Source organism: Pseudomonas sp. VEM90, from assembly GCF_054611535.1.
This window is the reverse complement of the sequence record NZ_JBTRAR010000013.1, coordinates 49,119-75,693: the sequence shown is the minus strand read 5'-3', so window position 1 is coordinate 75,693 and position 26,575 is coordinate 49,119. Positions and strand designations below refer to the sequence as shown.

Here is a 26,575-nt window from a genome sequence, read left to right as displayed (position 1 = left end):
TCGGCTGACCTGCCTGTTTTACACACAACCGGGAAGCATTGAAAGGCACCGCTCAGCCAATGAGCGCCAAAGCCTCCTGCAGGCTTAACGGGCGCTTCAGGCGTTGCGACAGTGTCGCCATGGCATCGGAATAACCTTTGGCGATAACGGCCTCGACGCGCTCATCCACACACTGCAGGGCAACGAAATCGCCTTTTTCCGGCTCCCCGACGAATTCGATCCGGTTCCAGTCCCTGGCATGACCCAGCACTTCATAGGTACGGCCGTGCTGGTAGGTCCAGAAGAAGGGTACATCGGCATAACGGCGCTGTTCGCCAAGCATGTTGGCGGCGGCGATAACCCCGTGTTGCTGGGCCAGGCGCCAGTGTTCGATGCGCACCGGGCGCCCCGTGAGCGGGAACGTGGCAATGTCACCTGCGGCCCACAAACCGTCAGCTGCGCGCATTTCTGCGTCGACCCTCACCGATTTGTCTTCGCCAAGCGGCACACCTTGAAGGAACGCGGTGGCGGGTTTTACCCCGGTGCCGAGCAGGACCAAGGGGGTCTGCAGCCGTTCACCATTGGCCAGTTTCACCGCTTCGGCCTTGTCCTGGCCTTCGATCCGCTCGACCTCGGTAGGGCCATGGAAGGTGATCCCTTTTCGTTCATGCAGCGCGCGAATGCAGCGCCCGATCCGCTCACCCAACTGTCGGGCCAGAGGGACTTCGTGGCGTGTGACCACGTGCACCTGCAAGCCATATTTGCGCAATGCCGAGGCTGCCTCCAGGCCGATGAAGCCGTCACCGACGATGACCACCGGCTGGCCAGGCTCGGCTGCATCGAGCAGCTGTGCAGCATCTTCCAGTGAGCGGAGGGTGAACACCCCGGGCAAGTCGGCACCGGGAATGTCTGGGCGCAGTGCTTTACCGCCGGTTGCCAGCAGGCAGGCGTGGTAATCGATCTGCTGACCATCGGCGAGGGTGACCTGGCGCTTCTGGCTGTTCAGGGTGCGCACCTTGCCGCACTTGCGTTCCAGCTGGCCCTTGCGCAGGGCGTCGGCTTCGAGCAGCGGGGGGACCTCATCGGGCGGCATCTGCCCGGCAATCACGAATTTGCTCAGTGCTGTGCGGTCGTAGGCCGGCTGGCGTTCCTGATCGATCCATACCAACCGGCCAGCGAAGCCATGAGCCAGCAGGGTGGCGACGGCGGCGCTGCCGGCGGCACCGGCGCCGACTACCACGAAACAGCGGGCATCGCTGTGCCTGGGCGGTTCGGTTGCCGGCAGGGGCTGGTCATCGACCCAGACTTCATCGCCCTTGATCCACGCCCTGTAGCGGCGCAGGTCGGCCAGCGCAGGCGGCTCACAGACCACGCCGTCGTCAACCGCGAACGCAGCTTTGTGCCATGGGCAGACCAGCAGGCCACCGCAGACTACGCCTTCGTCGAGTGGGGCTCCGGCATGGGGGCAGTTGCCTTGATAAGCGTGTACCTGCTCCCCTTGACGGACGAGGATGAGTTCTTCGCTACCGGCTTGGACGCGCAGGGGGCGGTGTTCGTCGAGCTGGGCCAAGCGTGCCACGGCGTGCTGGGTCATGGGGGGCTTCTCCAAAGGGGCCTTTGGAATCATTTGACGCCAGGGGCGGGTAGGGGGGGCGTTGAGCTGACGATCGGTGGAGGGGATGAATTTCGTGCGGCGTGGGTGGACCTCTTCACAGGCTCGTGGAAGTGGCCTTATTGCTGCGCCTCGAACATGGCAATGAAGTTGGCCAGCGCTGGCGAAGCATTCTGGGCGCTCCATTTCATGTACAGCCCAAGCCCCGGGGTGGGCTGGTCCTGGATAGGGCGGATCGGGCAAAACCGCACACGTTCGCGCGGGGTCGAGCGGACGAACGACTCCGGCACCAGGGCCACGCCAAAGCCGCAGGCCACCAGGCCAAGCAGGGTGTGGATCTGCGCCGCCTCCTGCACGACCCTGGGGTAGAACCCGGCCGATTCGCACAGCGCAACCAACTGCGCGTGGTAGCCCCCGCCCAGCGCTTGCGGGGTGAACACGAAGTCCTCATCGGCAAACTCGCGCAAGTCGACAACTTCGTGCCGTGCCTTGGGATGGCTGGCGGGCAACGCCATGACGATCTGCTCGTCAAGCAGCAAGCGTGCCTCCAGGGTGCCGACTGGTAGCGGAAGCCTGCGCATGAAGCCAATATCCGCCTCACCGGCCAGCAAGGCCTTGGCCTGAGCGGCGGATGGCATCTCGCGGATGGTCAGTTGCACGTTCGGATAGGTTTCCCGAAAGCGGCGCAAGCGGTTGAGCAGCGAGTCGTAATAGGCGATGGAAATGGCCGTGATGGTCAATTTGCCGCTGACCCCCGCAGAAACGTTGCGCGCGTACTCGATCCCTTGTTCCAGTTCGGCAAGCGTGCGGTAAGCGGTGTCGAGAAACGCTGCACCCGCTGCAGTCAGACGCACCTCGCGCTTGTTACGCAGAAACAGGCCAAAGCCGAGCTTTTCTTCAAGCCGGTTGATCGCCTGGCTCAGCGGTGGCTGCGCCATGTGCAGGCGCTGGGCGGCCTTGTGAAAGTGCAGCTCTTCGGCCACGGCGATGAACTGCCTGAGCAAACGTGTTTCGATCATCCAGCATTCCTGCAGCGTGGCGACACGGCGGTGATATCCATGGGATATCAAAGTTGCATGCTTTTAATATTAAGTCATTGATTTTTTTGTTGATATCGTAAAAAAGGAGAATTGAAGGTAGCCAGAAATGCCCGTTACTCACCTGGCCGGTGCGCTGTGCCATCACACTCATGACAGCGATGGCCAGTACACCGCCACGCGCTTCAACAAAGACAGCGGCGTCAGCTATCGTCTTGACCTCGGCCGTGTGCAGACCAGCGACCTGGCGCAGGTGGCCGAGCGTAGGAGACGCATCAAGGAATGCAACTACGTGCCAGTCAAAGTTGCCAACGCACGCGCGGACCTTGGTGAAAGCCTGGTCTGGGATGAAGGCAGTGGCGTGCTGTACTTTGTCGATATCTCTGGCGGGCGCATCAACTGCCTGGCACCTGATGGCGAAGTCGATTGCCTTTACGAGTCTGCCGCGCGCATTGGCGCCCTGGCGCTGACCGACCGAGGCAACCTGATTTTCACCGAGGATGCCAGCGTGGCCATCTTCGATGTGCCAACGCGCAAGGTGCGCCAGCATTCGGCATCGGTTCATCCGCGCTCGACTTTCCGCTTCAACGATGGCGCCTGCGACCCGCAGGGACGCTTCGTCACCGGCCTGATGGACGAGGCCCCCAGTGGCAATACCGGGGCGCTCTTTCGCTTTGACTGGCAATTGAGCGACCAGGTGATTCACGATGACATGGCTTTGCCCACCGGCCTTGCCTGGTCGCAGGACGGCCACACGGTGTACTTCGTCGATTCGGCGGCGCGTGCGATCTACCGCGCCGAGTACCTCATCGAAGGCCGGCTGGGCGCTGTTACGCTGTTTGCCGAAACCCCCGCCGAACTGGGCCGGCCGGATGGCCTGGCGCTGGACCGCGAAGGCGGGCTGTGGGTGTGCCAGTACCATGGCAGTTGCCTGCTGCGCTACGACCGCCACGGGCACCTGACCGACCAGGTGTTGATGCCAGTACCGTGCCCCACCAGCTGCTGCTTTGGCGGGCCCGGGATGAACACCTTGTACATCAGCACCGCGCGTTACGACATGATGCCAGAAGACCTGCACCATTATCCGGACGCTGGCGACCTGTATGCCATCCGCCCGGAAACGGGCGGCGTCGCCAGGCACAGCTTCAAGGAATAAGCGGTTGCACCTGACTGGCCGGTAGCACGGCCAGTTCGCCAAAGCGTTGCGCCGAGTCGATGTAGCGCAGCGCCGACTTGGCATCTTTCCAGCCCACATAGCTCATCAGCGATTTCAGTTCCCAACCATTGGCGGTTGCCCAGGTGGCGAAGCCACGCCGTAGCGAGTGGCCGGTATACAGCGCCGCCGGCACCCCGGCGCGTTCCAGCATGCGCCGCAGCAGGCCGACCAGGCTGTTGCTGTTGAGCGCGCTGTCGCCAAGGTTGCCCCAGCGGTCGAGTTTGCGGAACACTGGTCCATGGGCAATACCGGCGACTTCAAGCCATTGCAGGTAGGCAGTGACAGGGCACAAGGCCTTGAGGGCAGGGGTGCGGTGCTGCACGCCCAAGGCTTCGCGGTCGCCCTTGCTGCGTGGCAGGAAAAGCGTAATGCCGACACCGGCTTCGGCCTGGATGTGTTCGATGCGCAGGCGTGCCAGCTCATCGCCGCGAAAACCACGCCAGAAACCCAGCAACAGCAAGGCGCTGTCACGGCGAGCCCGGCGCAGGGCTGCCAAATCGTGGTGCTCTCGGGCTTGTCGGGCTTCTTCTTCAAAACACGTCACAGCAGTTTGCAGGTGTTGCAGCAACAGCGGGGCGGCCTGTTTGGGTGGCGTCGGGTGCAGGGTGCGGATGCCGCGCAGCACCTGACGCACCAAGGGTGCCTTGGTCGGGTCGGGGAAACCTTGGGCGACGTGCCATTGGCTGAGCGCGGCCAGGCGTTGACGCAGGGTGCTGACGGCATGCTGGTCGGCATGATCGGCCAGGTAGCGGGCGATACTCTCGGCAGTGGCCGGGAGAAAACCGCCCCAGTGGCTTTCGAAATGTTCGATGGCGGCCTGGTAGCTGCGCCGGGTGTTGTCACGGGTGGCGGCGCGAAGGTAGCGCTCGATATCGGTCATGGTGCGGGTGTCGGTGTGTGATCGGTACACGATAAACCGAAATGCGTTGCCTGTCCTTGCCCAACGCCATCGGCAAGCCTGCCGTTGCGCTCAGTACACGCATGCCTTGTCCTCGATACCGTTGAAGGGCGGGTAAACCCACAGCTGCGGCAGCGACAGTGGCCGGCTGAAGTGGTAGCCCTGGGCGATATCGCAGCCGGCAAGCTTCAGATACACCACCTGTTCACGGGTTTCCACCCCCTCGGCCACCACTTCCAGGCCCAGACGCTTGGCCAGGATGATGGTGGAGGACACGATAGGGCTGTCGTCATGGCTGTTGGACAGCGCCGCGATCAGCGAACGATCGATCTTCAGCTTGCTCAGGGGCAGTGAATGCAGGTGGGCAAAGCCGGCGTAGCCACGGCCAAAATCGTCCAGACTGATACCCAGACCTGCGCCGCGCAACGTATGCAGGTGCGCCACCGCCGTGCCTTCGGGGTCGAGAATGGTGGTTTCGGTAATTTCCAGCTCCAGCTGCTGGGGCGCGATGCCATGATGCTGCAACTTGCTCAGCAGCCGGTCAGCAAAATCGGCTTGACGCAGCTGCAGGGCGGAGACATTGACGGCCAGCCGTGTCTTGCGGCCTTGGGCATTCCAGCTCGACAAGGCTTCACAGGCCAGCTGCAGTACTTCCCAACCCAGCTCGACAATGAAACCACTGCGCTCGGCCAGGCCGATGAAGCGGTCCGGGTACAGCAGGCCGAACTCGGGGTGGTCCCAGCGCACCAGCGCCTCGTAGCCCAGCACCTGGAGGGTGTCGAGGCGCATCTGCGGCTGGTAGTGCAGCACGAACTGGCGTTCGGCCAAGGCACTGCCGAACGCCTGTTCAAGGGTAAACGCCTGGATATCGGCCAGGTTCAGCGAGGGGTCGAAAAAGCGATACTGCGCGCGCCCTGCCTGCTTGGCCGAGTACATCGCCGCATCGGCGCTGCGTATCAGGCTGTCGATGTCCTGGCCATCACGCGGACAGATGCTCACCCCTACGCTGGGGCTGGTGTTGACCTCTTGGCCATCCAGGGCGTAGGTGGCCGACAGTTTCTGCACCAGTTCGTGGACCCAGGCGTTGATCTGCTCCTCGCTGCGCTCGCCGGCCAACAACACCACGAACTCGTCGCCGCCAAAGCGCGAAGCCTCATCGCCCGGCTCCAGCAGGCGCTGGATACGCCCGGCCACAGCCTGTAGCAGCAGGTCACCAATCTTGTGCCCGAGCGAGTCGTTGATCGACTTGAAGCGGTCCATATCGATGAACAGGATCGCCATCAGTCGGCGCTTGCCACGTTGCCGAGTCAACGCCTGGCTGGCCACCTCGACGAACTGGCGGCGGTTGTGCAGGCCGCTGAGGTGGTCGGTGGCGGCGGCGTGGCTACTGCGCCGGTGTTCGTCCTCCAGGCGCACGATCAGCTGCTGATTGACCTGCTGGGCATGTTCCAGCGCATCGAATGCCTCCTGGCGCTTGCGTAGCAGGCGCAAGGTCCATAGCAGGCTGGCCAGGATCATCAGGGTCATGCTCAGGTTCAACCAGAATTGCCGGGAATAGGCCAGCGTCGAGGGTGTGAGGATTTCTGCCTGGCGCTGGCTGACCACCACGCTGAAGCCTTGCTCGGGTACATGGCGGTACACGCTTTGGTAGGCATCACCCGCTACGTACTGGGTCAGCATGCCCGCTTCGGTGTTTAGCGCCGGCAGCGGGGGCTGCAATAGGTCGCCGGCAGTCACCGTGCCGCTGTTGTCGATGCGCAGCCGCTCCAGGCCGTCATCCTGCAGCAGACGCACCAGGCCACTGTTGCCCAGGTCGATAGGCTGGAACAGCACCGCCAGGTAGCCGACGTCCAGTTGCACCGCCAAAATGTTGTCGATTTCCCGGCCGGTCGAATTGGTCAACGGCAGCAGGAAGGGCAGGCGCCAAGTGGGAAGGGCAGCGGTTTGGTTGACAGGCTGAATGCTTGGCAGGAAAGGTTTGAAACCGTAGCGGTCAATGTGCCGTTGCAGTTGGCGCAACCAGTCTGCCGGCAACTCGGCGGCCTCATCGGTATGGCTGGCCGACAGCAGCCGGCCTTGTCGGTCGTACAGGCTCAAGCGCTTGAAAACTGGGTCTGCTACCAGGCTGGGTGCCAGGCGGAAGTTGCCCTGACGCAGCGCTTTCATATCGTCCTGGGTAACACGACCCACCGCCTGGGCGCGGTCGACAAGCTGTCGCAGGCTTTCGCCCAAGATGTTGGCCAGGTTCAGGTGCTCGATGGCCTTGGCCGACAGTGCATCCTGTCGGGCGGCGGCTTTCTGCGTGACGTGCAGCCCCCAGAGAAAGGCCAGGGTCGCTGCACAGAGTATCAGGATCAGCAGTCGCAGAAGGCTGGATGAGGAAAGCGAACGGCGAATCACTGCTGATAGTTCCCGACCCTGGGTGATGCTCGGAAAATACGACAGCGAGATGACAGCCTGATGACTGATGACTGATGGCTAATCGCCTTTAGGGGATTCCCCTATTTGCAACGGGAGTCTGCAGGCGTGCCGTTTCTTCTTCGAGGTAGCTTATCAATGCGCTGACTTCGGCATCGCCCAGGCGCATGTTGGGCATGGCCAGGCGGTTGTATTGCTCGAACAGCAGCATGGCCAGGGGGTCTTTCTCGGCCAGCATCTGGTCGGGCGCCTTCAGCCAGCGGACCAGCCAGTTGGCGTCACGCTGACGGGTCACGCCCAGCAGGTCGGGACCGATGCCTGGCGGGCCTGGCTCGGTATTGCCCACGGTGTGGCAGGACGAGCAACGGGTGCGGAAGATCTGCTCGCCGCTGCTGGGTGCGCGCATCTGCGGCGCTTGAGCGTAGTCATTGGTCATGGCGCTGGCCTGCTTCCAGTTGTGCAAGCTGTTGCCGAGGCGGTCGGCGAGGATGTACGGGCTTTCGAAAGGCGAGGCTTTCATCCAGCGGCCGGTGGCCTGGTTGCCGATGATGAGGCTCAGGTTATGGTCTTTGGAGCGGCCGTTTTCCAGGCCATCGATCCATAGCCCCAGGCTGCGGCGTAGTTGCTCGATATCGTCAGGTTCGCCGGTCAGCAAGGTCCAGCCTGGGCCGATGCTGAACTTTTCGGCATAGCGCTTGAGGGTGGCGGGGGTGTCGTTATAGGGGTCGATGCTGATGGCGTAGAGGAAGATATCCTTGCCGACCCGGTCACCGAGGATTTTCTGTACCTGGCGCAGGCGTGCGGTTTCCACTGGGCAGGAATCGGAGCAGCCGGTAAAGATGAAGTTGATGGCAACCACCTTGTCCTTGATAAGGTCGTCGAAGAAATGCACTTTTTCGCCATCCTGGGTGAGCAGGGGGATGTTGGGGAAGTAGTTGGCCCCCCAGGGAGAGGCAGCTGCTTCGGCCACCGTTTGTTGGGGGTGCAGTGGCCAGAACGGTATGCTGGCGGCGAACAACGCAAGTACCAGCAGGAAACGCCATGAGCCGGGCATGATGCGGTCCTCGTGGGTTGGCTGAGCGGGGCCGCATAGGGGTCCCCGCTTTGCACTCACTTGTATTTGACTGGCGCTGTCACCGTCTGGCCCAGTGCCGATTTCACCGTGACCGTCGCTGGCGTGGCCGGGCCAAAGCCGGTGGTGGTCACCGCTACCCGCCAACGGGCCCCCGTAGTCGTGGCAGTCAGCGTCGCGTTCCCCAGGCTTACCGGACCACCGGTGGTTGCTGCAGTCACACTGATGCTGTTGCCCGTGGCCACCGTGGTAGTCCCCTGCACATCCCAGGTGAAACGGTTGCCGCTGCGTTCCTGCACCGTGGCACTGGTGACCTTGAGTTCGTCGGCCGCCGCTGCTGCGGTTACGGCGATGCTGACCGTGGCCGGGGCCACCGACTCGGCACCCTTGGTATCACGCGCCGTGTAATTGAAGCTGGCCGTGAATGGCGTGGCGACCGCAGCGGGCGGGCTGTACGTTACGGTGGTGCCGTCAGTGCTGACGGCACCCTGGCCGGAGTCCGGCTGGCTGAGGCCGGTTACCGTGAGCGGTACATTGCCGTCCGGGTCACTGTCGTTGGCCAGCACGTTCAGGGTGATCGGTGTGCCAGCCGTCGTTGCGGCACTGTCATTGGCCGCGACGGGTGGTTTGTTGGCCGGGTCGTCATTGTCGTCGTGGGTTTTGGTGCGGAACGTTGGCAGGCCTACCGAGGCCATGTAGTGCACGCCATCCCATCCCGGAAGCGGGGTCGGCATCACCTGGAACTGCCCCGGGTGTTCAATGTCCCAGCGCAGCAGCATCGAAGTGTCCTCGTGCTGGGTGTTGTGGCAGTGCTCCATGTAGGTGCCGGCAAACTCGCGGAAGCGGATGGCCATTTCCACCTCTTTGGACGAATCAGGTTCCTGCCCGATACGGTACACATCCTTGCGCGCCCATTTTTCCCATTCTGGCGGGGCCTTGCCGTCGCGGCTAAGAATCACGCCTTCCTCGAAGTGCACGTGTACCGGGTGGCTCCAGCCATTGCCGCCGTTGACAATCTTCCACACTTCCAGGGTGCCGTCGCCGCTGAAACCAGCGTCGGTGGACTGGTTGGCCAATTGTGGCGCGGCACTGATGCGGCGCGGGTCCATGCTGTAGCCAAAGCCGCCGTCGGTCTTGATGGTCCACGGGGTGGTGTCCGTGCCGTCGGAGCGGCCAAAGATGAACTCGCGGTGTCGGGCATCCTTGAGTTTGGCCTGGTCCGCTGCGGCATCGCGGTCAATGGGCAGGGGCAGCATTTTCAGGCCGGCCGCCTTGCCTGGCTTGGCCGGCTCATAGGCTACCGGGTCCATGCTCAGGTCCTGGCCGGTGTACGGCTGCACCCACAGTTGCAGAAACTTGCCGACTGCCGGATCGCCGTTGTCCCACTGCGGGCCTTTGCTGGTCTGCTTGATCACCGCCTTGTATTTTTCCGACAGCACGTCGGCCAACGGGATAGCTTGCTTCGGACCTTTGCCGGAGTCGTGCTCCATCAGGTTGACGAAGTACAGCTTGTCGCCTGCCTTGATGCCGTTCCTGGCGAAGTTGATGATGATGTCGTAGCGCTCGGCAATGGCCTGCACCGGCAAGACGCCGTTGTTGTCTTGCCGGTTGCCGTCACCATTGAGGTCCATCGTGCCGTCGAATGGCACCGCGTGTTCCATGATGTTGCCGTCGTTGGCGATCATGTGGAATGGTACCCGCGCATACGACAGGTTGGAGCCGGACGGGCCTTTGAACTCACCGCTGTTACCGGCAATCTCCCGCACCACGGCGAACTTGAAGTAGCGCGACACCGAGCCGTTGAGGAGACGGAAGCGGTAGCTGCGCGCGCGCACCTTGAGCCTGGGCTTGTACTGCCAGTTGACCAGAATCTGGTCAGCGAGGAAGCCGTCGGTGTTGAACGGGTTGAACCACAGCTGGCCATTGGCATCCCAGGCTTTGTCGGCAATCACCAGGTTGACGTCATAGTCACGGTTACCCCAAGGCATGGCTGAACCGCTTGGGAAGCGCAGGTTGACACCGTCCTGCAGGGCTTCGTTGCCGCGGTCCAGGGCACTGTAGTAGTTCATCATCACGGCGTTGCCCTTGTAGACGTTCTGCGCCGTGAAATCCATCATGTGGTCGTGGAACCAGTGGGTACTCATGGTTTCGCGCCAGTCGCCACGAATCTTGATGCTGCCGTTCTCGCAGGTTTTCAGGCCCGGTGTGCCATCGTTGACGAACAAGGTTTCACCCGGCGAGCAGGGGAAAGCTGCTCGCGGGTCCTGGGCACGGGTGTTGATGGTGTCGTAGCCTGCCAGTTGCACCGGCCAGCGGTAGTCGTAGTACTGGCCGGGGAAGAAGTACGCGTTGGCAAAGCCGTCGCTTTCGGCCGGGGAGTGGCCGTTGTGCTCGTGGGTCGAGATGGTATGCAGGCCAAAGCCACCGTTGGCCGACGGGTCAATCGGCAGGGCGTTGTAATGGCGCATCAGGATTGGCTGGCCGTAGCGCACCATCAGCAGCTTGGGCGGGAAAGTGCCGTCGAAGGTCCACAACGATTTGTGGTTTTGCAGCGGCATGTTTGGGTGGAAGCGTATGTCGATACCCTTGGTGGTGCCCAGCGTGGTCGGAATGTCGGAGGTCTGGTAGTACAGGCCTCCCGGGGCGAATTCACCGACGGCATAGTTGTGCAGTTGCTTGCGGTCGCGCAGACCGAGGTTGATGCGCGCACCGGCCTGGGCGGTCTTGAACGCTGCCTGCGGGTAGAACTCGTTCCAGCGCTGGTGCGACCAGCCTTTTCCTGGTGGCCGGCCTTCAGCGGGCGAGCCGACCGGCTGGCGGTTGAGGAACATCTCGATCTGCGCCTTCCATGGGTTGCGGTCCAGCACGTTGGCGTACTGGGTCGGGAACGGGTACAGGCCGGGTTGCTTGAGGAACGCTTCCAGTGCGCTGCCACTGGGTCCGCTGCGTGCCACCACGTTGGGGTCTTGCGCGGGGGCCGCGCCGAGGGTGGGGACCGGGAAGGTCAGATCGGGCGCCGGCGTGGTCGGGTCGAGCATCTCTGGCCCGAACTCTTCGAACAGCAACAGTTGCTGGGTGAAAGGTTGCGCACCGAACAACGGGCTGGGTTTGCCGTTGGTAGGGTACTTGTCCGACGTTTGCAGGGCAGGCGGCAGCACGTTGTCGGTGCGTACCGTGCTGCGGTCGCCATACACGCCATCGGTCAGCTCCAGCGCGCCCTCGTTGGCCTCGGGCAAGGTTTTCAGCTCAAGCAAGGCAGCGGTCGGGTCGTCCGGCTGGTCGGTGTAGGCCGACGGGTCGGTCGGCGGTGGCGGGCTGTTGTCGTCGAGGGGGGCTGCCATGGCCGTGATCAACCCCAGGCTGATAATCAGCGCAGTGACGGAGGACAGATGGAACGCGCGCCTGGACGCGTGGCTCATGGCGGATGTTTTCATTGGCTTAAGCCTCTGTTGCGGCCTTACGGCCTTAAGCCATCAATGGCGTTCTGCCCGTTAAATGGCCATGAGCAACAGCTATGCCAACAGATATTTCAGTAATGCTTTGACATACAAAACCTTGCAGCGCCTGGCGTGCACTAAACGATGGCGCGTCAAGAATGGGGGCAGATACCCATTAGCGGGTCACAATTGCCCACAGTTTGGGGAGTTGGAGAGTAGTGACAGGCGCGGCGCCCTCGGGTATACCTGAACGCCACCAAGGGGAGCCCGGCAATGGGCTGAGAAACCGCTGAACGCTACAGCGCGGTGACCCTTCGAACCTGATCCGGATCATGCCGGCGAAGGGATGGGGCTTGTAACCTGCCTTTTTGCCGGCCTCACTGCGAGGCCAGTCCATGCCAACTTTCAAGGTCTCGCTGTCACCCTCATCAAGGACAGCAACATGACCGAACGTTTCAGCCAGTCCCTGCGCCGCCAGTGCGAGCCGACCTGGTCGGCGGCCGTTGGCCACCGTTTCGTGACCCAATTGTGCGACGGCAGCCTGCCTGACCCGATCATGGTCAGCTACCTGGTTCAGGACCACCGTTTTCTCGACAGCTTCCTGACCCTGCTGGGCGCGGCGATCGCCACCGCTGACACGTTTGAAGCCCGCCTGCGCTTCGGCCGCTTTGCCGGGATGATCTCCAGTGACGAGAACACCTATTTCCTGCGTGCCTTCGAGGCCCTGGGTGTCAGCCCGGCGCAACGCAGTGAACCGGCCGATACCGCGCCTACCGCAGGTTTCAAGGCGATCATGCGCGAAGCGGCAGCCACCCGTTCCTATGCAGCGGCACTGGCGGTGCTGAACGTTGCCGAAGGCCTGTACCTGGACTGGGCGCTCAAGGCGCCGAAACCGATGCCGGACAACTTCGTCCATGCCGAGTGGATTACCCTGCACGACAACCCGGCGTTCCAGGCATTCGTCGCTTTCCTGCAGGCCGAACTGGACCGCGTCGGCCCGCAGGAGGCCGCATTGGCCAGTGACTTCTACCAGCGCACCGCGGCGCTGGAGCTGGCTTTCTTCGATGCAGTGTACCCGGAGGGCAAATGAGCATGGATATCTTCGAGCGCCTCAAGGCCGCCGCCACGCCACAATGGAACAGCTACGTAGACCATGACTTCGTGCGGCAGATGGGCGAGGGCACGCTGAGCGAGGAAGCGTTCCGAACCTACCTTGTGCAGGATTACCTGTTCCTGATCCAGTTCGCCCGCGCCTGGGCGCTGGCCGCCTACAAGAGCCGCCGCCCGACCGACATTCGCGCGGCGCAGGCCGGGCTGGCGGCGATCCTGGATGAAACAGAGCTGCACTTGCGCCTGTGCGCGCGCTGGGGCTTGACCCAGGCAGACATCGAAGCCGCGCCAGAGCACCAGGCCACGGTGGCATACACCCGTTACGTGCTGGACTGCGGCGCTGCCGGCGACCTGCTGGAGCTGCATGTGGCACTGGCACCTTGCGTGATCGGCTATGCCGAAATCGGCCGGACCCTGGCCGAGCGCATTGGCGACTTGAGCAATCACCCCTACCGCGAGTGGATTGGCGAGTATGCCGGGGAGGGCTACCAAGGGGTGGCCGCAGCAGCGCGCAAGCACTTGGACGAACTGGCAGCGCGCAGCATGACCGAGCAACGGTTCGCCGAACTGGCAGGGATTTTTGGCCAGGCCTCCAGCCTGGAGGCTGATTTCTGGCAGATGGGGCTGGACGGCATCGTGTAAACCGCCGTGGGCTGGGTGATTACTACCCAGCCTGAGCCTGCTTTGGTGCATGAACGCCTCAAAATAAGTCGTCCCGCACACTTCAAATCGTCAGGTCGCGGCTTTAATGTGCACAGTGCATATGGATTTCTGGGCGACCAGCCCGATTTTTCCGGGTGGCGGCGCAGTAAAAAAAGCGGCCCGCATATTGCTCTTTCTGCTCCCGACTACAAACCCGGAGCCCCCGTGCAATGAGCTCACCCAGCGAATTCCCCCTCAGCGAAGCCCCGCAGTCCGCCCGTAGGGGCCTGCTGCCGATCGCGATGGTCTTGTTCAGCTTCACCTTCTTTACCGGCACGATGTTCGCCGGCGGCAAGCTGGGCATGGCATTCAGTTTTGTCGACATGCTGTGGGTGGCTACCCTCGGCAACAGCCTACTGGCCTTGTATGCCGCAGTGCTGGCCTTCATCGCCTCGCGCAGCGGGCTGAACACCGTGCTGATGGGGCGCTTCTGTTTCGGTGAAGCGGGGAGCCGGCTCTCGGATTTTCTGCTGGGTTTTGCCGAACTGGGCTGGTATGCCTGGGGCACGGCCACGGTGGCCATCGTGCTGGTCAAGCTGCTGGGGCTGGCGGATGGCTTCGGCATGCCTTTGATGGTGCTGTTCGGGCTGGGTTTCAGCATTACGGCCATCATCGGTTTCAAGGGGCTGGATGTGTTGTCGCGGGTGTCGGTGCCATTGATGTTCGTGCTGCTGTTGGTGTCCATGTACATCGCCACCCGTGATGCCGGTGGCTTTGCCGGCCTGGCTGCAGTCGTCCCGCATGAAACCATGACCTTTTCGGCGGCAGTCACCATGGTCTTCGGCACCTTCGCCAGCGGCGCCACCCAGGCCACCAACTGGACACGGCTGGCACGCAGTGGCCGGGTAGCGGTGACTGCCAGCGTGGTGGCATTCCTCCTTGGCAACGGCCTGATGGTGGTGGCCGGAGCGTGGTGCGCGATGGTTTACCAGCAGGCCGATATCGTCGACGTGATGATGCTGCAGGGTCTGTCGTTCGCAGCGGTGGTGATGCTGTGCCTGAACCTGTGGACCATTCAGGGGCCGACCATCTACAACGTGTCGGCCGCCGCCTGCCATTTGTTGCGCAGTGAGCGCCGGCGCACGGCAACCCTGGTGGCGGCCGGAGTTGGGATTGTGCTGGCGATGGGTGGCATGTACGAAATGCTGATCCCGTTCCTGGTGCTGCTGGGGTCGATCATTCCGCCGGTGGGTGGGGTGATCATGGCTGACTTCTGGTATCGCCACCGCGGCAAATACCCGGCGCTGGGTGTGGCAAACCTGCCACGCTACAACCTCACCGGGCTGTTTGCCTATGCCGTGGGCGCTGTACTGGCCTATGCCTCACCGTGGGTCGCGCCGCTGGTGGGCATCGCCGCCTCGGCAGTGTGCTACATCGTCATTCTAGAGCTGGGCGCACGCCGCCGGGCGCCACGCCAGGCGGGTGTCGAGCCGTGAGCCTGGCGCTGGACGAGATCCTGCATTTGCCCGGCCTGCACGAAATGCATGTGCGGGCCGGGGCGCGCAACCTGCAACGGCGGGTACGCTGGCCTTACGTGGCGGAGAACGAGGGTATCGCCGAATGGGTGATGGGCGGTGAACTGGTGTTCGTCACTGGCATCAACCACCCGCGCGGCGAAGCCAACCTGCTGAGCCTGGTGGAGGATGGCGACGCCGTGGGCATTGCCGGCATGGTGATTCTCACCGGCGGCAGTTTCATCCAGAGCATCCCGGCGCCCGTGATCGCGCGCGCCGAGCAACTGGGCTTGCCGCTGATCGAACAGCCCTACGCGCTGAAGATGGTGGTGGTCACCCACCTGATCGGCACTGCACTGGTGCAGATGAGCCAGGTGCGCCGCTCGCGCAACGACATCCTTGGTCAACTGCTGACGGGCGACTACCCGAGCCTGGCGATTGCCCGGCAGCGTGCAGCGCACCTGCAACTGGCGCTGGACAAGCCTCGGCGCCTGCTGGCGTTGCGCCTGACGGGCGTGGACGCCTTGTTCGAGCGCCAAGGGCTGGCCCACGGCGAGCGTACCTGGCAAGCCACCCGGCAGGCCCTGGAAGACCAGCTGGAAGCCTGGTGCCGCCAGCGGCCTGACAGTGTGACAGCGCAACTGCCGGGCGACCTGTTCGTGGTGCTGCTGGCCGATACGCACGACTTACCCGAGACGTTGGGTGCGCTGTACCGGCAGTTGCAAGCCGCGACAGGTGAACTGGGCCTTTACATGGGCCTGTCGAGCCTCGCTGACGATTGCGCGCATTACCGCCAGGCCCTCAACGAGGCACGCCAGGCGCTGGATGTAGCGCAGCATCTGCGCCCGGTTAACGGCTATTGCAACTTCAGCGAGCTTGGCGTCCTGCGCTTGCTGCAAGGTATTGTCGACCGCTCGCTGATCGACGATTTCGTCAGCCGCACCCTCGGCCCGCTGATCGCCCCCGGGCGCAAACACGCCAATGCCCTGGTGCATACCCTCGACGCCTTGCTCATGGAAAATGGCAACGGGCTCAAGGCCGCACAACGCCTGGGGCTGCACCGCAACACCATCAATCAGCGCATTCAGCGCATCGAACAACTGAGCGGGCAGTCGCTGGACGACCCGCTTTTTCGCATGAATGCTTCGGTCGCCATGCTGGTATGGCGCATGAGCGAAATCCACGGCAAGGAGTAACAGCATGAACATTATCAACGCACGCCTGCGCGGCAAGCCTGGCCTGTTCCGCGTCGAACTGAACGGCGAGCGCATTGCCGCCATCGTGCCCCAGACCGACGCCGTGGCGCCCGCTACGGTCAATGACCTGGACGCCGGGCAAAACCTGGTGGTCGCGCCCTTTGTCGAGCCGCACATTCATCTGGATGCCACGCTGACCGCTGGTGAGCCGAAGTGGAACATGAGCGGCACGTTGTTCGAAGGCATTGAGCGCTGGTCCGAGCGCAAGGAAATCACCACCCACGACGACATCAAGACCCGTGCGAAAAAAACCATCGGCATGCTGGTGGACCACGGTATCCAGCATGTGCGCACCCATGTCGATGTGACCGACCCGAAACTCACCGCGCTCAAGGCCATGGTCGAGGTGCGTGATGAAGTGCGTGAGCTGATCGACCTGCAGATTGTCGCCTTCCCGCAGGAGGGCATCGAGTCGTACGCCAACGGCCGGGCGCTGATGACTGAAGCCGTGGCGATTGGCGCTGACGTCGTCGGCGGCATTCCGCATTTCGAAAATACCCGCGACCAGGGTGTATCGTCGGTGAAGTTCTTGATGGACCTGGCCGAGCGTACCGGCTGCCTGGTGGACGTGCACTGCGACGAGACCGACGACCCGCAATCGCGCTTCCTCGAAGTGTTGGCCGAAGAAGCGCGGGTACGCGGCATGGGGGCCCGGGTCACGGCTAGCCACACCGTGGCCATGGGCTCGTATGACAATGCGTATTGCTACAAGCTGTTCCGCCTGCTCAAGCTGTCGGGCATCAACTTTGTGTCGTGCCCGACCGAGAGCATTCACCTGCAAGGGCGCTTCGACAACTACCCGAAACGTCGTGGCGTTACCCGCGTGGCCGAGATTGACCGCGCCGGCATGAACGTGTGCTTCGGCCAGGATTCCATCGTCGACCCGTGGTACCCGCTGGGCAATGGCAACATCCTGCGCATTCTCGAAGCAGGCCTGCACATCTGCCACATGCTCGGCTATGAAGACCTGCAGCGCTGCCTGGACCTGATTACCGACAACAGCGCCCGCACCCTGAACCTGGGCGAGCGCTATGGCATCGAGGTGGGGCGGCCGGCGAACCTGTTGCTGCTGTCGGCGCCGGATGATTACGAGATGGTGCGCAGCCAGGGGCACGCTTTGGTATCGGTACGCAATGGCAAGGTACTGATGCAGCGCACGCCAGCGCAGGTGCAACGTTTGCGCTGACGCTGTTGTCGCCTCAGGTGCACAGGGCGGCCAGGGCGTAGCTTGCGACTTGTGCATCCTGCACTGCCACACCGGTCAGGTCCGCCAGGGTAATCTGGCTGTCGTGCTCACGCCCCTGGGCGCGGCCAGCCAGCAGCGTACCCAGCTCGATCAGCTGGTTAGCGTCGATCCGGCCGCTGCCGAGGGCATGGGCCACTTCGCCGTACTGGCTGCACTGCGCGATGGAGTCGACGATGATACGGTCTGCCCTTGCCACCAGTGCTGGGTCCAGTTCCTGCTTGCCGGGCGCATCGGCACCGACGGCGGTGATATGCGTACCCGGCTGGACCCAATCGCTGTGCAACAGCGCCTGGCGAGAAGGCGTGGTGCAGACGATCAGATTTGCAGCACCCGCAACCTCGGCCGCATCCTGCGTGCTGCGAACCCCGAAGCCCAGCTCGCGGGCAAATGCGGTATAGGCCGCAAGCCCGCGCTCATGCCGGCCCCAGACAATCACCTGGCGGCAGTCGGTCACAGCGCGAAGCTGCTCAAGCTGCATCTGCGCCTGCATGCCGGTGCCGAGGATGCCAATGGCCTTGACGTGGGATGGCGCCAGCAGCTGGGCGGCGATACGCCCGGCCAACGCGGTGCGCATGGCAGTCAGCCAGCCTTGGTCCTGCAGCAGTGCCAGCGGCTGACCGGTGTGTGCAGACAGCACAAGCATCAGGCCGTCATTGCTCGGCAGGCCCTTGGACGGATTGTCGTAGAAGCCTGTCGAAAGCTTGACGGTGAAGGTCGGGCTGCCTTCGATGTAGGCCGACTTCACGCAACAGTCACCGTTCGCGCCCTTGAATGCGAAGCCCTGCACGGGCGGCACCTGCACCTTGCCTTCGGAGTAGGCGATGAAGCCTTCCTCCAGCTGGCTTACCGCCAGCTCCGGGTTGAAGTGGGCGATGATCTGCGCCTTGCTGAAGACCTTCATTGAACGGCCTCGAGGAACTTTTCCAGCAGGATGTTACGGCCACACAGGATCACCGCGACACGCTTGCCCTGATAGCGCTCGGCGAGCTTTTGCATGCCGGCGACCGCCACCGCTGCAGCGCCTTCGATGATCCAGCGCTCACTGCTGGCGATCTCGCGCATGGCACAGCGGATTTCGTCCTCGCTGACCAGCACGGTATCGGTGAGCAGTGCCTGGCAAAGCGGGAAGGTGACCGAACCTGGCTCGACGCCGCCAGCCGTGCCATCGGACAGCGTTTCGCAGGCATCCACTTCGATGATTTCACCGGCCTTGAGCGATTGCTGCAACGTCGGGTCATTCGCCGGCCAGCAGCCGATGATCTCGATGCCCGGCTTGAGTACGCGCAAGGCGGCGCCGATGCCGGAAATCATCCCGCCACCGCCCACGGCAACGAACACCGCATCCAGGTCTGGCGCCTGCTCGAACAGCTCCATGCCGATGGTGCCCTGGCCGGCAATGACTTGCAGGTCGTTGTAGGGTGACACGAAGGGGACGCCCTGGGCCTTGGCTTGCCTGGCTGCTTCCAGCTCTGCACTCAGCGGGTCGGTGGGCAGGCAGACCACTTCGGCGCCCAGCGCGCGCATTGCCTCTGTTTTGTATGCCGACGCGCCCGTGGTGGTGTAGACCTTCACTGGCACGCCAGCCATCTTGCCGGCGAGGGCCAGGGCCTGCCCATGGTTACCGGAAGAGGCGGCTATCACCCCCTGCTTGCGCGCCTCGGCCGGCAGCAGGCGCACCTTGTTGCTGGCGCCGCGAAACTTGAATGAACCCGTGTGCTGCAGGTGTTCGCATTTGAGCAGCACTTCACAGCCGGTCAGTGCTGACAAACGGGCGCTGCGAGTCAGCGGCGTGATGCTGACGGCGGGGCGCAGCGCGCCGTGGGCTTCCTTTATGGACGTGTACAGTGCATCGAGGTATCGGGCATCGACAATGGTCGGTGAAACAGTCGCGACTGGCATGCTGCGCTCCTTGTGGAATATTTATCCACAGTAGAATATTCATCCACTCAAGGCAAGTGGGCGAGCGCCACCACTGGCAACACCCTGACAGGCTGCCAGATCGGCCAAGCGACGGGGGGTTAGCCCTTGAGCTCTTTCAGGTATTTGTAAACGGTGGCCCGACCCATGCTCAGAACGTTGGCGACATAGTCAGCACCACTTCGCCCTTCGAACGCGCCTTCAGCGTACAGCGCCTGCACAAGGCTGCGTTTGTCCTTCATCTGTAAGGTCTGCAGCGACAAGCTGCGCGCTTGCAGCCAGGCATGCAGGAAGGTGTTGATACGTTCCTGCCAGTCGTTGCGGAACAGCGAGTCAGGTTGCGGTACCAGCCGGCTCATCTGGAAGAACGCATCGAGCGCCACGCGGGCTTGCTCCAGTACCGACACGTTCAGATTGATGCACATCAGGTACTCGGGTTCGCCCTGCGAGTTGCGCAGTACGGTACTGATAGAGCGGATCTTCTGGCCGTTCCAGTTGAGCTTCTCGTAAGGGCCCAGGTTGGCACCGCCAAGTACATCGTCCAGTTCGTGATCGATTGCCGAATCATCGCCCAGCTTGCGCCGGGAAAAGTTGTTGGCGATGTGCACGACCGTCTGGCTGTGCAGTTCATGGACGATGACTTCAGCGTGCGGATACAGCAGCAGGGCGATGCTGTCGGCGATTGCCTTGTAGTTTTCCAGGGTCATTTTCTGTCGGTGATCGGTGCTGGACGTCCATGGTGGCGGCAAAGCGTTAACGGCACAAGATGGCGAGCCGGCAGCTTCCGTACGGGTGTGCGGGTTCAAAACAAGACCAATTTGCCTATCACATGCGATAAGCCGTGATTATTCCACCTAAGGAAATGTTTGCAGGGGTGGTTTGATATTGCCATAATTGGTACGTAATTACATGTTACATAACACAGTACAAAATCGTAGGAGCAAGCATGGCCCGTGGCGGTATCAACAAGGTGGTAGTGCAGCAGGCGCGTCAGGCGCTGATTGCCCGGGGCGAAAACCCCAGCATCGATGCCATACGTATCGAGTTGGGCAATACCGGCTCCAAAACCACGATTCACCGCTACCTGAAGGAACTGAACGGCCAGCAGCCGGTGGCTTCCGAAGGCGGGGTCGCGCTGAGCGATGTGCTGAGCCGCCTGGTTGGGCAACTGGCAACCCAGTTGCAGGACGAGGCCGACCTGAAGATCGAGCAGGCCGAGAGCACCTTCACGCAACAGCGCGAGACGCTTGAGGCGCAGCTGGAAATCGCCCAGCAGGCACTGGCAGCAGCGCACCAGCAACACAAGATCGATGCCGCGGCATTGGCGGCCGAGACAGAAAAACTGCTGTCCACACAAAGCACGCTGCAGGCCGAACAGCTGCGCAGTGCCAGCCTCAACCAGGCGCTGGGTGAGTTGCAGGTGCGCCTGGCTGACAAGGACGAGCAGGTCAAATCGTTGGAAGACAAGCACCGCCATGCCCGCGACGCCCTGGAGCACTACCGCAATGCCAGCCGTGAACAGCGCGAGCAGGAACAGCGCCGCCATGAAGCGCAGTTGCAGCAGATGCAGGTGGAGTTGCGCCAGTTGCAGCAGGGCATGATCGTCAAGCAGGACGAACTTACCCGTTTGCACCGCGACAATGAGCGTTTACTGGGAGAGCACCGTCAGGCGGCCAGTGAATGCCGGGCACAGGATGAGTTGCTGGAGCAGCGCGATGCGCAGATCCAGGGCCTGCGCACGATCCTGGCCCAGGCACAAGGTGCCAGCGAAGAGATGCGCCGCCAGCTCGATGTGCAAGCCCAAAGTCTGGAAGCCAGGCGCGACCTGTGCGCCGAGCAGGCGCGGCAGCTGCAGCGGCTTGAGGAGCAACTGCAGGCGCGTGATGAGGCGTTGGCACAGTGTCGGGCGCAGTTGGCCCCGGGCGCAGATTAATCAAACTTTTCCTGGCGGGTGGTTTCTTCCCTAGACACTCACCGGAGACAACGCCATGCCGGGATCTCAACCACCACGCAAAGAGGGGCCTCACTCGACCGAGCAGGCCGATAAAAAGACGGACCTTGGTTTCGACCCCGATTCCCCGGATGTCGAAGACCCTCAAGTCGACCCACAGGGGCCGGCCAGGCCGCCTGGAGACATTGAGAAAAAGGAGTGAGCCACGGCCTTGATGACTGGCCTCATCGCCGGCAAGCCATGCGCTATCCCTCGGGGCGGGCTTGCTGGCGACAAGACCAGACCAGGCAAGTGTCAGCCCTCGGCGCGCCTGGCGGCCTCTACGCCCGCCGCCGACAGCTTGATCGGATAGTGCACGCTGATCTGGTGATCACTGCTTACTGCCACGCTCCCGTCGTGAATCAAACCGGCTTCCTGCAGCGTCTTGAGCATGCCGGCCACCGCCTTTTCGCCGCGGTAGTTGTCCAGCACTTCCTTGCCCAGCCCTTCGGGGTGCGCATGCAACAGGCGGGTAAGTACTTCGGTCTTCAATGCATCGTTACTCATGTGCGGCCTCACTTGCCGTGCTTGGATTGGAGGGCTTTTGCCTGCTCCAGGTGCTGTTCGAGTTTGGGCAGCGTTTCGCTGGCAAAGGCCTTCAGCTCGGCCTTGTCGGACGATGCAGCCTCCTTCTTGAACAGTTCCACCGCTTTTTCGTGAGCGTCGACCTGGTTGTTGAGGTACGACTTGTCGAAGGACTCGTCGCGCCACTCCAGGATCATTTTCTTGATCTTGTCGGTCATCGCGGCCTCATCCGGAACCGAAATGTCCAGTTTGCGGGCAATGTCGCCGAGTTTCTGGTTGGCCTGGGTGTGGTCGGTGACCATTTGCTGAGCGAAAGTCTTGATCTCGGCGTTCTGGCTTTTCTCCTGAGCCAGCTTGCCAGTCACCACTTCGGCAATGCCGGCCTCGGTGGCTGCATCGACGAAATCATCGGAAGTCGTGGCCATTGCGTGCATCGATGCCAGGCCCAAGACCATGGAAAAACCAACATGCCTGATGAAGAGGTTATTCATGCTTCACTCCTTAAACCGTGGCGCGACCTCTGTGTCGCGTACGGTTGAGGGTGAAGCCGTGGCAAAGGTTTAATCTTTTTTGCTGCGGGTTTCGACCGCGCGACACTGAACTAGAGGGTGAGAGGCGGCGAAACGCGCAGACGCATTGCACAACGCCCACTGAAACCGTGAGCATACTCGCTGGCCAGAATGCCCCGGAGCCGTTCGCCAAGCCGCCTTTCCTGAAGCATCTCAAACCCGAAACGTGCATAGAACGGCGCATTCCAAGGCACATCCACAAAGGTGGTCAGTGTCAGCTCACGTACACCGGCGCAGCGCCCTGCATCGACCACTTGCTGCAGCAACCGGCGCCCGACACCTTGCCCTTGGGCCTCCTGGCGCACCGATATTTCATGAAGGTGCAATGCCTGATCCGCCAGCCGGGCGCATGCAAAACCCACAATGCACCCAGCCGCGTCCTGCGCCACCCAACTACCACCTTCCTCGACGAAAGCCCTGTGCGCCGCGCCATCCATGACTTCGCCTTGCGCCAGCCAGGCCAGTGCCGGCCAGTTGACAAAAGCCTGGGCTGCCGAACGCTCGACGTCCGGCAGCCATTCAATGTCCTGTTCAAGGGTAGGGCGGATAAGCATGAATCACTCCTGTCGTTCTAATCCGTCGCCAGCACCTGCGGCTGTAATTGCCAGCGCACCGAGCTTACACCTTTCTCCAGGCTGACCCTGCTGACCAGGCGCTCCAGCTGCGCCGGTGCCTGCGCGGTGCCCAACAGCTCGGCGCGCACTTCCAGGTGCGCAGGGTTGTCCAGATCCTGGCTCTGCAACGACTGCAGGCGCAGCTGTGGATCGCCCAGGCTGTGCAACATCAGGCTACGCACCTGGATCTCGTCCTCGCCGCGGCAGACGATACGGACTTCGAAGTGCTGTTCCACCTCGCTGGCCGGCACCACGTCCTGACGGTCGAGGCGCTGGGCGATGTCACGCAACAAGATGTTGGCGCAGAGCACCACCAGGCTGCCCAGTGCCGCCTCCATCATCAGCCCAAGGCTGCACAGCACGCCGACCGCAGCCGTGCACCACAAGGTGGCCGCGGTGTTCAGGCCTCGCACATTGAAACCATCGCGCATGATCACACCACCGCCGAGAAAGCCGATGCCCGACACCACATAGGCTGCGACGCGCGACGCATCAGCAGGCGCCATGCCTGGCACCGCCTGGGTCATCAATACGAACAGGCAGGCACCGGTACTGACCAGCGCATTGGTGCGCAGGCCGGTCAGGCGCTGGCGCAATTGCCGCTCGGCACCGATCAGCGCACCCAGCACCAAAGCAATGCTGACGCGCAGCAGAAATACTTTCCAATCCATAGCAAACCTCTTCCGCAGGCACACGCCTGCATGAACGCCATCAGTTGGCGCGGTTGAAAAACCAGAAAATTGCGCAGGACCACGAGGAGGGAAGGAGAAGCGGGGGTTACAGGAAACCACCGTCTTGCCAGCGCGGCCAGACAGTGCAGAACATTGCCGGGCTAGCGCGCTACGCGGGCCTGTCGCAAGCGACTGGGGCTACTGTCCAAGGCAGGTCTCCTGTTGAGGAAGGCAAAATTGCGTCGCGGACCATACGCCGCAGGGCAGAGCAGGTCAAGGGCAAAAACATGACAATGGCTTCATCCGGGAACGGCCTGCTGCCGGTCACGCCCACATGGAAAAAACCCTGGGCAGCCGGTAACCTTGCGCCTTCCTTTGCCATCACCCGGACCGTTCCATGCTGTTCAATCTCGCCATATTGTTCGGCACCCTGGTGGCCATGGAGGGCGTTGGTACGCTGGCTCACAAGTACATCATGCATGGCTGGGGCTGGTGGCTGCACCGCTCGCACCATGAGCCACACCTGGGCATGCTCGAAACCAACGACCTGTACCTGGTGGCCCTGGGGCTGATCGCCACGGCGCTGGTGGCGCTGGGCAAAAGTGGTTATGCGCCTTTGCAGTGGGTGGGCGGTGGTGTGGCAGGGTATGGGGCACTGTATGTACTGGCCCACGACGGCTTCTTTCACCGGCACTGGCCGCGCAAGCCGCGGCCGGTCAACCGCTACCTGAAACGCTTGCACCGCGCGCACCGCCTGCACCATGCGGTGAAGGGGCGCACGGGGAGCGTGTCGTTCGGGTTCTTCTATGCGCCGCCGCTGAAGCTGTTGAAGCAGCAGCTGCGCAGCAGGCGCAGCCAATCGTGACGCATCCCTGGCACGCCCGGCACCTGCCGGGCATTGGGTGACGTCAGTTCACGGTTTCACCCTTGGGCTCTGCCGCCACATGCCCGCGGCTCACCCACCAGCCAAACCCGGCCGCGGTAAAGAACATGATCAAGCTGTACAACGCAGCCGGCACCGCCATGGTCGCGTTGTTCAGCAGCGAAGGGCTCAACGCCAGGGCAATCGCCAAGGTCCCGTTATGGATGCCAATCTCCATACCAATGGCAATCGCCTGGCGCTTGGGAATGTTCAACAGCCGCGGCACCCAATAGCCCACCGTCAGGCTCAGCAGGTTGAACAGCAGCGCCGCCAGGCCCACCACCGGTGCGTACTCGACCACCGTCTGCCAGTCCTTGGCCAATGCCAGGACGATAGTGAAGGCCAGGAACAACGCAGCCACCAGCTTCATCGGTTTTTCCATGCGGGCAGCGAACGCCGGGGCGAAGTGGCGAATCAGCATGCCCAGCGCCACCGGCAGCAAGACAATGGCGAACACCTGCATGACCTTGGCGAACTGCAGTGGTATAGCCTGGTCGGAGGCCATGAACCAGCTCAGGGACAGGTTCACCAGCAACGGCATGGTCAGGATCGCGATCAGTGAGTTGACCGCCGTCAGGGTGATGTTCAACGCCACGTCACCGTGGGCCAGATGGCTGAACAGGTTGGCCGTGGTACCGCCCGGCGAAGCAGCCAGCAGCATCAGCCCCACTGCCAGGGCTGATTCCAGGCCAAAGCCATTGGCGATCAGAAAGCACACCAGCGGCAACAGCAGGATCTGGCACACCAGGCCCACCACCACGGGCTTTGGGTACTTCACCACGCGAGCGAAGTCAGCCAGGGTCAGTGACAACCCAAGGCCAAGCATGATGATGCCCAGGGCAAGCGGCAGAAACGCAGTGAGCAGGGGCGAGGCAGTCATGAGGGCGTTCTCGGGCGAAGGATCTGAAGCAGTGTAGGTCGGCCCTGATTGATAGCTAATTGCAAAGGGCCAGCTCTTGGTAACCGTTTGTTACCACGTGCAGCAGCTGGCGAGGCTGCATGCCGCATTGCAGCAGGCATGCAGGCGAAGTAGCATTCCGTTTTTACCTTAGGATTAGCCTGATATGCCGTTCCAGCAAGGTCTGCTTGCCACCCCGGTGCCGGCCCACGCCCGTCACCTGTTCTTCACCCTGCAGTCGCCCGAGGCGTTGCCTGCCGCGCTGGATGCCTTGCTGCCGCAGGTCGATGGCGAACAGTTGCTGCTCGGCGTAGGCGCCCCGCTGGCCAAGGCCCTGGGCCTTGAAATACCAGGCTTGCGCCCATTCCCACTGCTGGATGCCGCAGTGGAGAACCCCAGCACTCAACACGCCCTGTGGCTGTGGCTGCGTGGCGACGAACGTGGCGACCTGCTGCTGCGCGCCCAGGCCCTGGAGCAGGCGCTGGCACCGGCCCTGCAACTGGCCGACAGCGTTGATGGCTTCCTGCACAGGGGTGGCCATGACCTTACCGGTTACGAAGACGGCACCGAAAACCCGGTGGACGAAGATGCCGTACAAGCGGCCATTGCCGCCGATGGCTCCAGTTTTGCCGCGTTCCAGCTGTGGAAGCACGACCTGGAATACTTCAAGTCGCTGCCCCAGGCTGACCAGGACAACATCATCGGCCGCCGCCTGAGCGACAACGAAGAGCTCGACGACGCCCCGGAGTCCGCGCACGTCAAACGCACCGCCCAGGAAAGCTTTGAACCCGAGGCGTTCATGGTCCGTCGCTCGGTAGCCTGGGCCGACCAACGCGGCGCCGGCCTGGCTTTCGTCGCTCTGGGCAAAAGCTTCGAGGCATTCGAAGTGCAGTTGCGGCGCATGAGTGGCCTGGAAGACGGCATCATCGACGGACTGTACCGCTTTAGCCGCCCGCTGACGGGTGGCTACTACTGGTGCCCGCCGATGGGCGAGACGGGTGTTGATCTGAGCCTGTTGCTGCGGGCCTGATC

At 62.6% G+C, this 26,575-nt stretch carries 24 protein-coding genes and 1 riboswitch; of the genes, 10 read left to right on the top strand and 14 right to left on the bottom strand.

Features of this window, described 5'->3' with window-relative positions; genetic code table 11:
• Positions 1 to 52 precede the first annotated feature (52 nt).
• Together ACYCCG_RS14310 and ACYCCG_RS14305 are read right to left on the bottom strand one after the other, a co-directional pair.
• On the bottom strand, positions 53 to 1,573 hold the full coding sequence (locus tag ACYCCG_RS14310) for an FAD-dependent oxidoreductase (protein ID WP_339443228.1): 1,521 nt from the start codon (positions 1,571 to 1,573) through the stop codon (positions 53 to 55).
• Positions 1,574 to 1,710: 137 nt separating this feature from the next.
• Positions 1,711 to 2,610, bottom strand: a complete 900-nt coding sequence (locus ACYCCG_RS14305) for a LysR substrate-binding domain-containing protein (protein WP_209966175.1) — start codon at positions 2,608 to 2,610, stop codon at positions 1,711 to 1,713.
• Between the two features lie 127 nt (positions 2,611 to 2,737).
• On the opposite strand from ACYCCG_RS14305, the gene ACYCCG_RS14300 reads away from it, so the two are divergent.
• A complete protein-coding gene (locus ACYCCG_RS14300; protein ID WP_209966173.1) occupies positions 2,738 to 3,784 on the top strand; it encodes an SMP-30/gluconolactonase/LRE family protein in 1,047 nt (348 codons plus the stop codon).
• Here the strand turns inward: ACYCCG_RS14300 and ACYCCG_RS14295 are convergent.
• The 4 genes from ACYCCG_RS14295 to ACYCCG_RS14280 form a co-directional block, all read right to left on the bottom strand.
• A complete protein-coding gene (locus ACYCCG_RS14295; protein ID WP_176684259.1) occupies positions 3,774 to 4,724 on the bottom strand; it encodes a site-specific integrase in 951 nt (316 codons plus the stop codon). The two genes, ACYCCG_RS14300 and ACYCCG_RS14295, sit on opposite strands and share 11 nt — an antisense overlap.
• A gap of 90 nt (positions 4,725 to 4,814) precedes the next feature.
• Complete coding sequence (locus ACYCCG_RS14290) at positions 4,815 to 7,142, bottom strand: putative bifunctional diguanylate cyclase/phosphodiesterase (protein WP_459670869.1); 2,328 nt, start codon at positions 7,140 to 7,142, stop codon at positions 4,815 to 4,817.
• 88 nt (positions 7,143 to 7,230) lie between these two features.
• Positions 7,231 to 8,214 carry an SCO family protein gene (locus ACYCCG_RS14285; protein ID WP_459670867.1) on the bottom strand — a complete coding sequence of 328 codons (984 nt, stop codon included), beginning with the start codon at positions 8,212 to 8,214 and terminating at the stop codon, positions 7,231 to 7,233.
• A gap of 56 nt (positions 8,215 to 8,270) precedes the next feature.
• Positions 8,271 to 11,666, bottom strand: coding sequence for an Ig-like domain-containing protein (locus tag ACYCCG_RS14280; RefSeq protein WP_459670866.1), 3,396 nt, complete (start codon positions 11,664 to 11,666; stop codon positions 8,271 to 8,273).
• A 252-nt stretch (positions 11,667 to 11,918) separates the two neighbouring features.
• Positions 11,919 to 12,033, top strand: a riboswitch (TPP riboswitch).
• A gap of 78 nt (positions 12,034 to 12,111) precedes the next feature.
• Between ACYCCG_RS14280 and ACYCCG_RS14275 the strand changes: the two genes are divergently transcribed.
• The 5 genes from ACYCCG_RS14275 to codA all read left to right on the top strand — a co-directional run bounded on the left by ACYCCG_RS14275 (position 12,112) and on the right by codA (position 17,377).
• Positions 12,112 to 12,759 carry a TenA family protein gene (locus tag ACYCCG_RS14275; protein ID WP_209966164.1) on the top strand — a complete coding sequence of 216 codons (648 nt, stop codon included), beginning with the start codon at positions 12,112 to 12,114 and terminating at the stop codon, positions 12,757 to 12,759.
• Positions 12,756 to 13,421, top strand: a complete 666-nt coding sequence (tenA, locus tag ACYCCG_RS14270) for a thiaminase II (RefSeq protein ID WP_176684254.1) — start codon at positions 12,756 to 12,758, stop codon at positions 13,419 to 13,421. The genes ACYCCG_RS14275 and tenA overlap by 4 nt, the downstream gene beginning before the upstream one ends.
• A gap of 230 nt (positions 13,422 to 13,651) precedes the next feature.
• The gene (gene codB, locus ACYCCG_RS14265) at positions 13,652 to 14,917 is read left to right on the top strand and encodes a cytosine permease (protein ID WP_209966163.1); all 1,266 of its coding nucleotides are present in this window, start codon (positions 13,652 to 13,654) and stop codon (positions 14,915 to 14,917) included.
• Positions 14,914 to 16,131: a PucR family transcriptional regulator gene (locus tag ACYCCG_RS14260; protein WP_209966161.1), complete on the top strand. Its 1,218-nt coding sequence runs from the start codon at positions 14,914 to 14,916 to the stop codon at positions 16,129 to 16,131. The genes codB and ACYCCG_RS14260 overlap by 4 nt, the downstream gene beginning before the upstream one ends.
• Before the next feature lie 4 nt (positions 16,132 to 16,135).
• On the top strand, positions 16,136 to 17,377 hold the full coding sequence (gene codA / locus ACYCCG_RS14255; protein WP_339443231.1) for a cytosine deaminase: 1,242 nt from the start codon (positions 16,136 to 16,138) through the stop codon (positions 17,375 to 17,377).
• Between the two features lie 13 nt (positions 17,378 to 17,390).
• Here the strand turns inward: codA and ACYCCG_RS14250 are convergent, their stop codons facing one another.
• The 3 genes from ACYCCG_RS14250 to ACYCCG_RS14240 all read right to left on the bottom strand — a co-directional run bounded on the left by ACYCCG_RS14250 (position 17,391) and on the right by ACYCCG_RS14240 (position 20,061).
• Complete coding sequence (locus ACYCCG_RS14250; RefSeq protein WP_459670862.1) at positions 17,391 to 18,338, bottom strand: ornithine cyclodeaminase family protein; 948 nt, start codon at positions 18,336 to 18,338, stop codon at positions 17,391 to 17,393.
• Positions 18,335 to 19,336 (bottom strand): threonine/serine dehydratase, encoded by a 1,002-nt coding sequence (locus ACYCCG_RS14245; RefSeq protein WP_459670860.1) that lies wholly within the window; start codon positions 19,334 to 19,336, stop codon positions 18,335 to 18,337. Before ACYCCG_RS14245 ends, ACYCCG_RS14250 begins: the two co-directional genes overlap by 4 nt.
• A gap of 119 nt (positions 19,337 to 19,455) precedes the next feature.
• Positions 19,456 to 20,061: a helix-turn-helix transcriptional regulator gene (locus ACYCCG_RS14240; protein WP_209966153.1), complete on the bottom strand. Its 606-nt coding sequence runs from the start codon at positions 20,059 to 20,061 to the stop codon at positions 19,456 to 19,458.
• Positions 20,062 to 20,300: 239 nt separating this feature from the next.
• Between ACYCCG_RS14240 and ACYCCG_RS14235 the strand changes: the two genes are divergently transcribed.
• Positions 20,301 to 21,287, top strand: coding sequence for a DNA-binding protein (locus ACYCCG_RS14235; protein WP_209966151.1), 987 nt, complete (start codon positions 20,301 to 20,303; stop codon positions 21,285 to 21,287).
• Positions 21,288 to 21,342: 55 nt separating this feature from the next.
• Positions 21,343 to 21,507, top strand: coding sequence for a DUF6021 family protein (locus tag ACYCCG_RS14230; RefSeq protein WP_339443234.1), 165 nt, complete (start codon positions 21,343 to 21,345; stop codon positions 21,505 to 21,507).
• Positions 21,508 to 21,599: 92 nt separating this feature from the next.
• On the opposite strand, the gene ACYCCG_RS14225 is transcribed toward ACYCCG_RS14230, so the two are convergent.
• The 4 genes from ACYCCG_RS14225 to ACYCCG_RS14210 all read right to left on the bottom strand — a co-directional run bounded on the left by ACYCCG_RS14225 (position 21,600) and on the right by ACYCCG_RS14210 (position 23,723).
• The gene (locus tag ACYCCG_RS14225; RefSeq protein WP_004374436.1) at positions 21,600 to 21,851 is read right to left on the bottom strand and encodes a hypothetical protein; all 252 of its coding nucleotides are present in this window, start codon (positions 21,849 to 21,851) and stop codon (positions 21,600 to 21,602) included.
• Between the two features lie 8 nt (positions 21,852 to 21,859).
• Complete coding sequence (locus tag ACYCCG_RS14220) at positions 21,860 to 22,360, bottom strand: DUF4142 domain-containing protein (protein WP_209966149.1); 501 nt, start codon at positions 22,358 to 22,360, stop codon at positions 21,860 to 21,862.
• A gap of 110 nt (positions 22,361 to 22,470) precedes the next feature.
• Positions 22,471 to 22,992: a GNAT family N-acetyltransferase gene (locus ACYCCG_RS14215; RefSeq protein ID WP_459670857.1), complete on the bottom strand. Its 522-nt coding sequence runs from the start codon at positions 22,990 to 22,992 to the stop codon at positions 22,471 to 22,473.
• A 17-nt stretch (positions 22,993 to 23,009) separates the two neighbouring features.
• Positions 23,010 to 23,723, bottom strand: coding sequence for an MgtC/SapB family protein (locus ACYCCG_RS14210; RefSeq protein WP_209966146.1), 714 nt, complete (start codon positions 23,721 to 23,723; stop codon positions 23,010 to 23,012).
• 397 nt (positions 23,724 to 24,120) lie between these two features.
• Between ACYCCG_RS14210 and ACYCCG_RS14205 the strand changes: the two genes are divergently transcribed.
• Positions 24,121 to 24,588 carry a sterol desaturase family protein gene (locus tag ACYCCG_RS14205; RefSeq protein WP_339443237.1) on the top strand — a complete coding sequence of 156 codons (468 nt, stop codon included), beginning with the start codon at positions 24,121 to 24,123 and terminating at the stop codon, positions 24,586 to 24,588.
• Positions 24,589 to 24,631: 43 nt separating this feature from the next.
• Here ACYCCG_RS14205 and ACYCCG_RS14200 read toward each other — a convergent pair whose 3' ends face one another.
• Positions 24,632 to 25,525 (bottom strand): bile acid:sodium symporter family protein, encoded by an 894-nt coding sequence (locus ACYCCG_RS14200; protein WP_012052327.1) that lies wholly within the window; start codon positions 25,523 to 25,525, stop codon positions 24,632 to 24,634.
• A 184-nt stretch (positions 25,526 to 25,709) separates the two neighbouring features.
• Here ACYCCG_RS14200 and ACYCCG_RS14195 point away from each other — a divergent pair, with 184 nt between their 5' ends.
• Entirely contained in the window at positions 25,710 to 26,573 is an 864-nt protein-coding gene (locus ACYCCG_RS14195; protein ID WP_209966142.1) for a Dyp-type peroxidase, read from the top strand.
• The last annotated feature ends 2 nt before the right edge of the window (positions 26,574 to 26,575 follow it).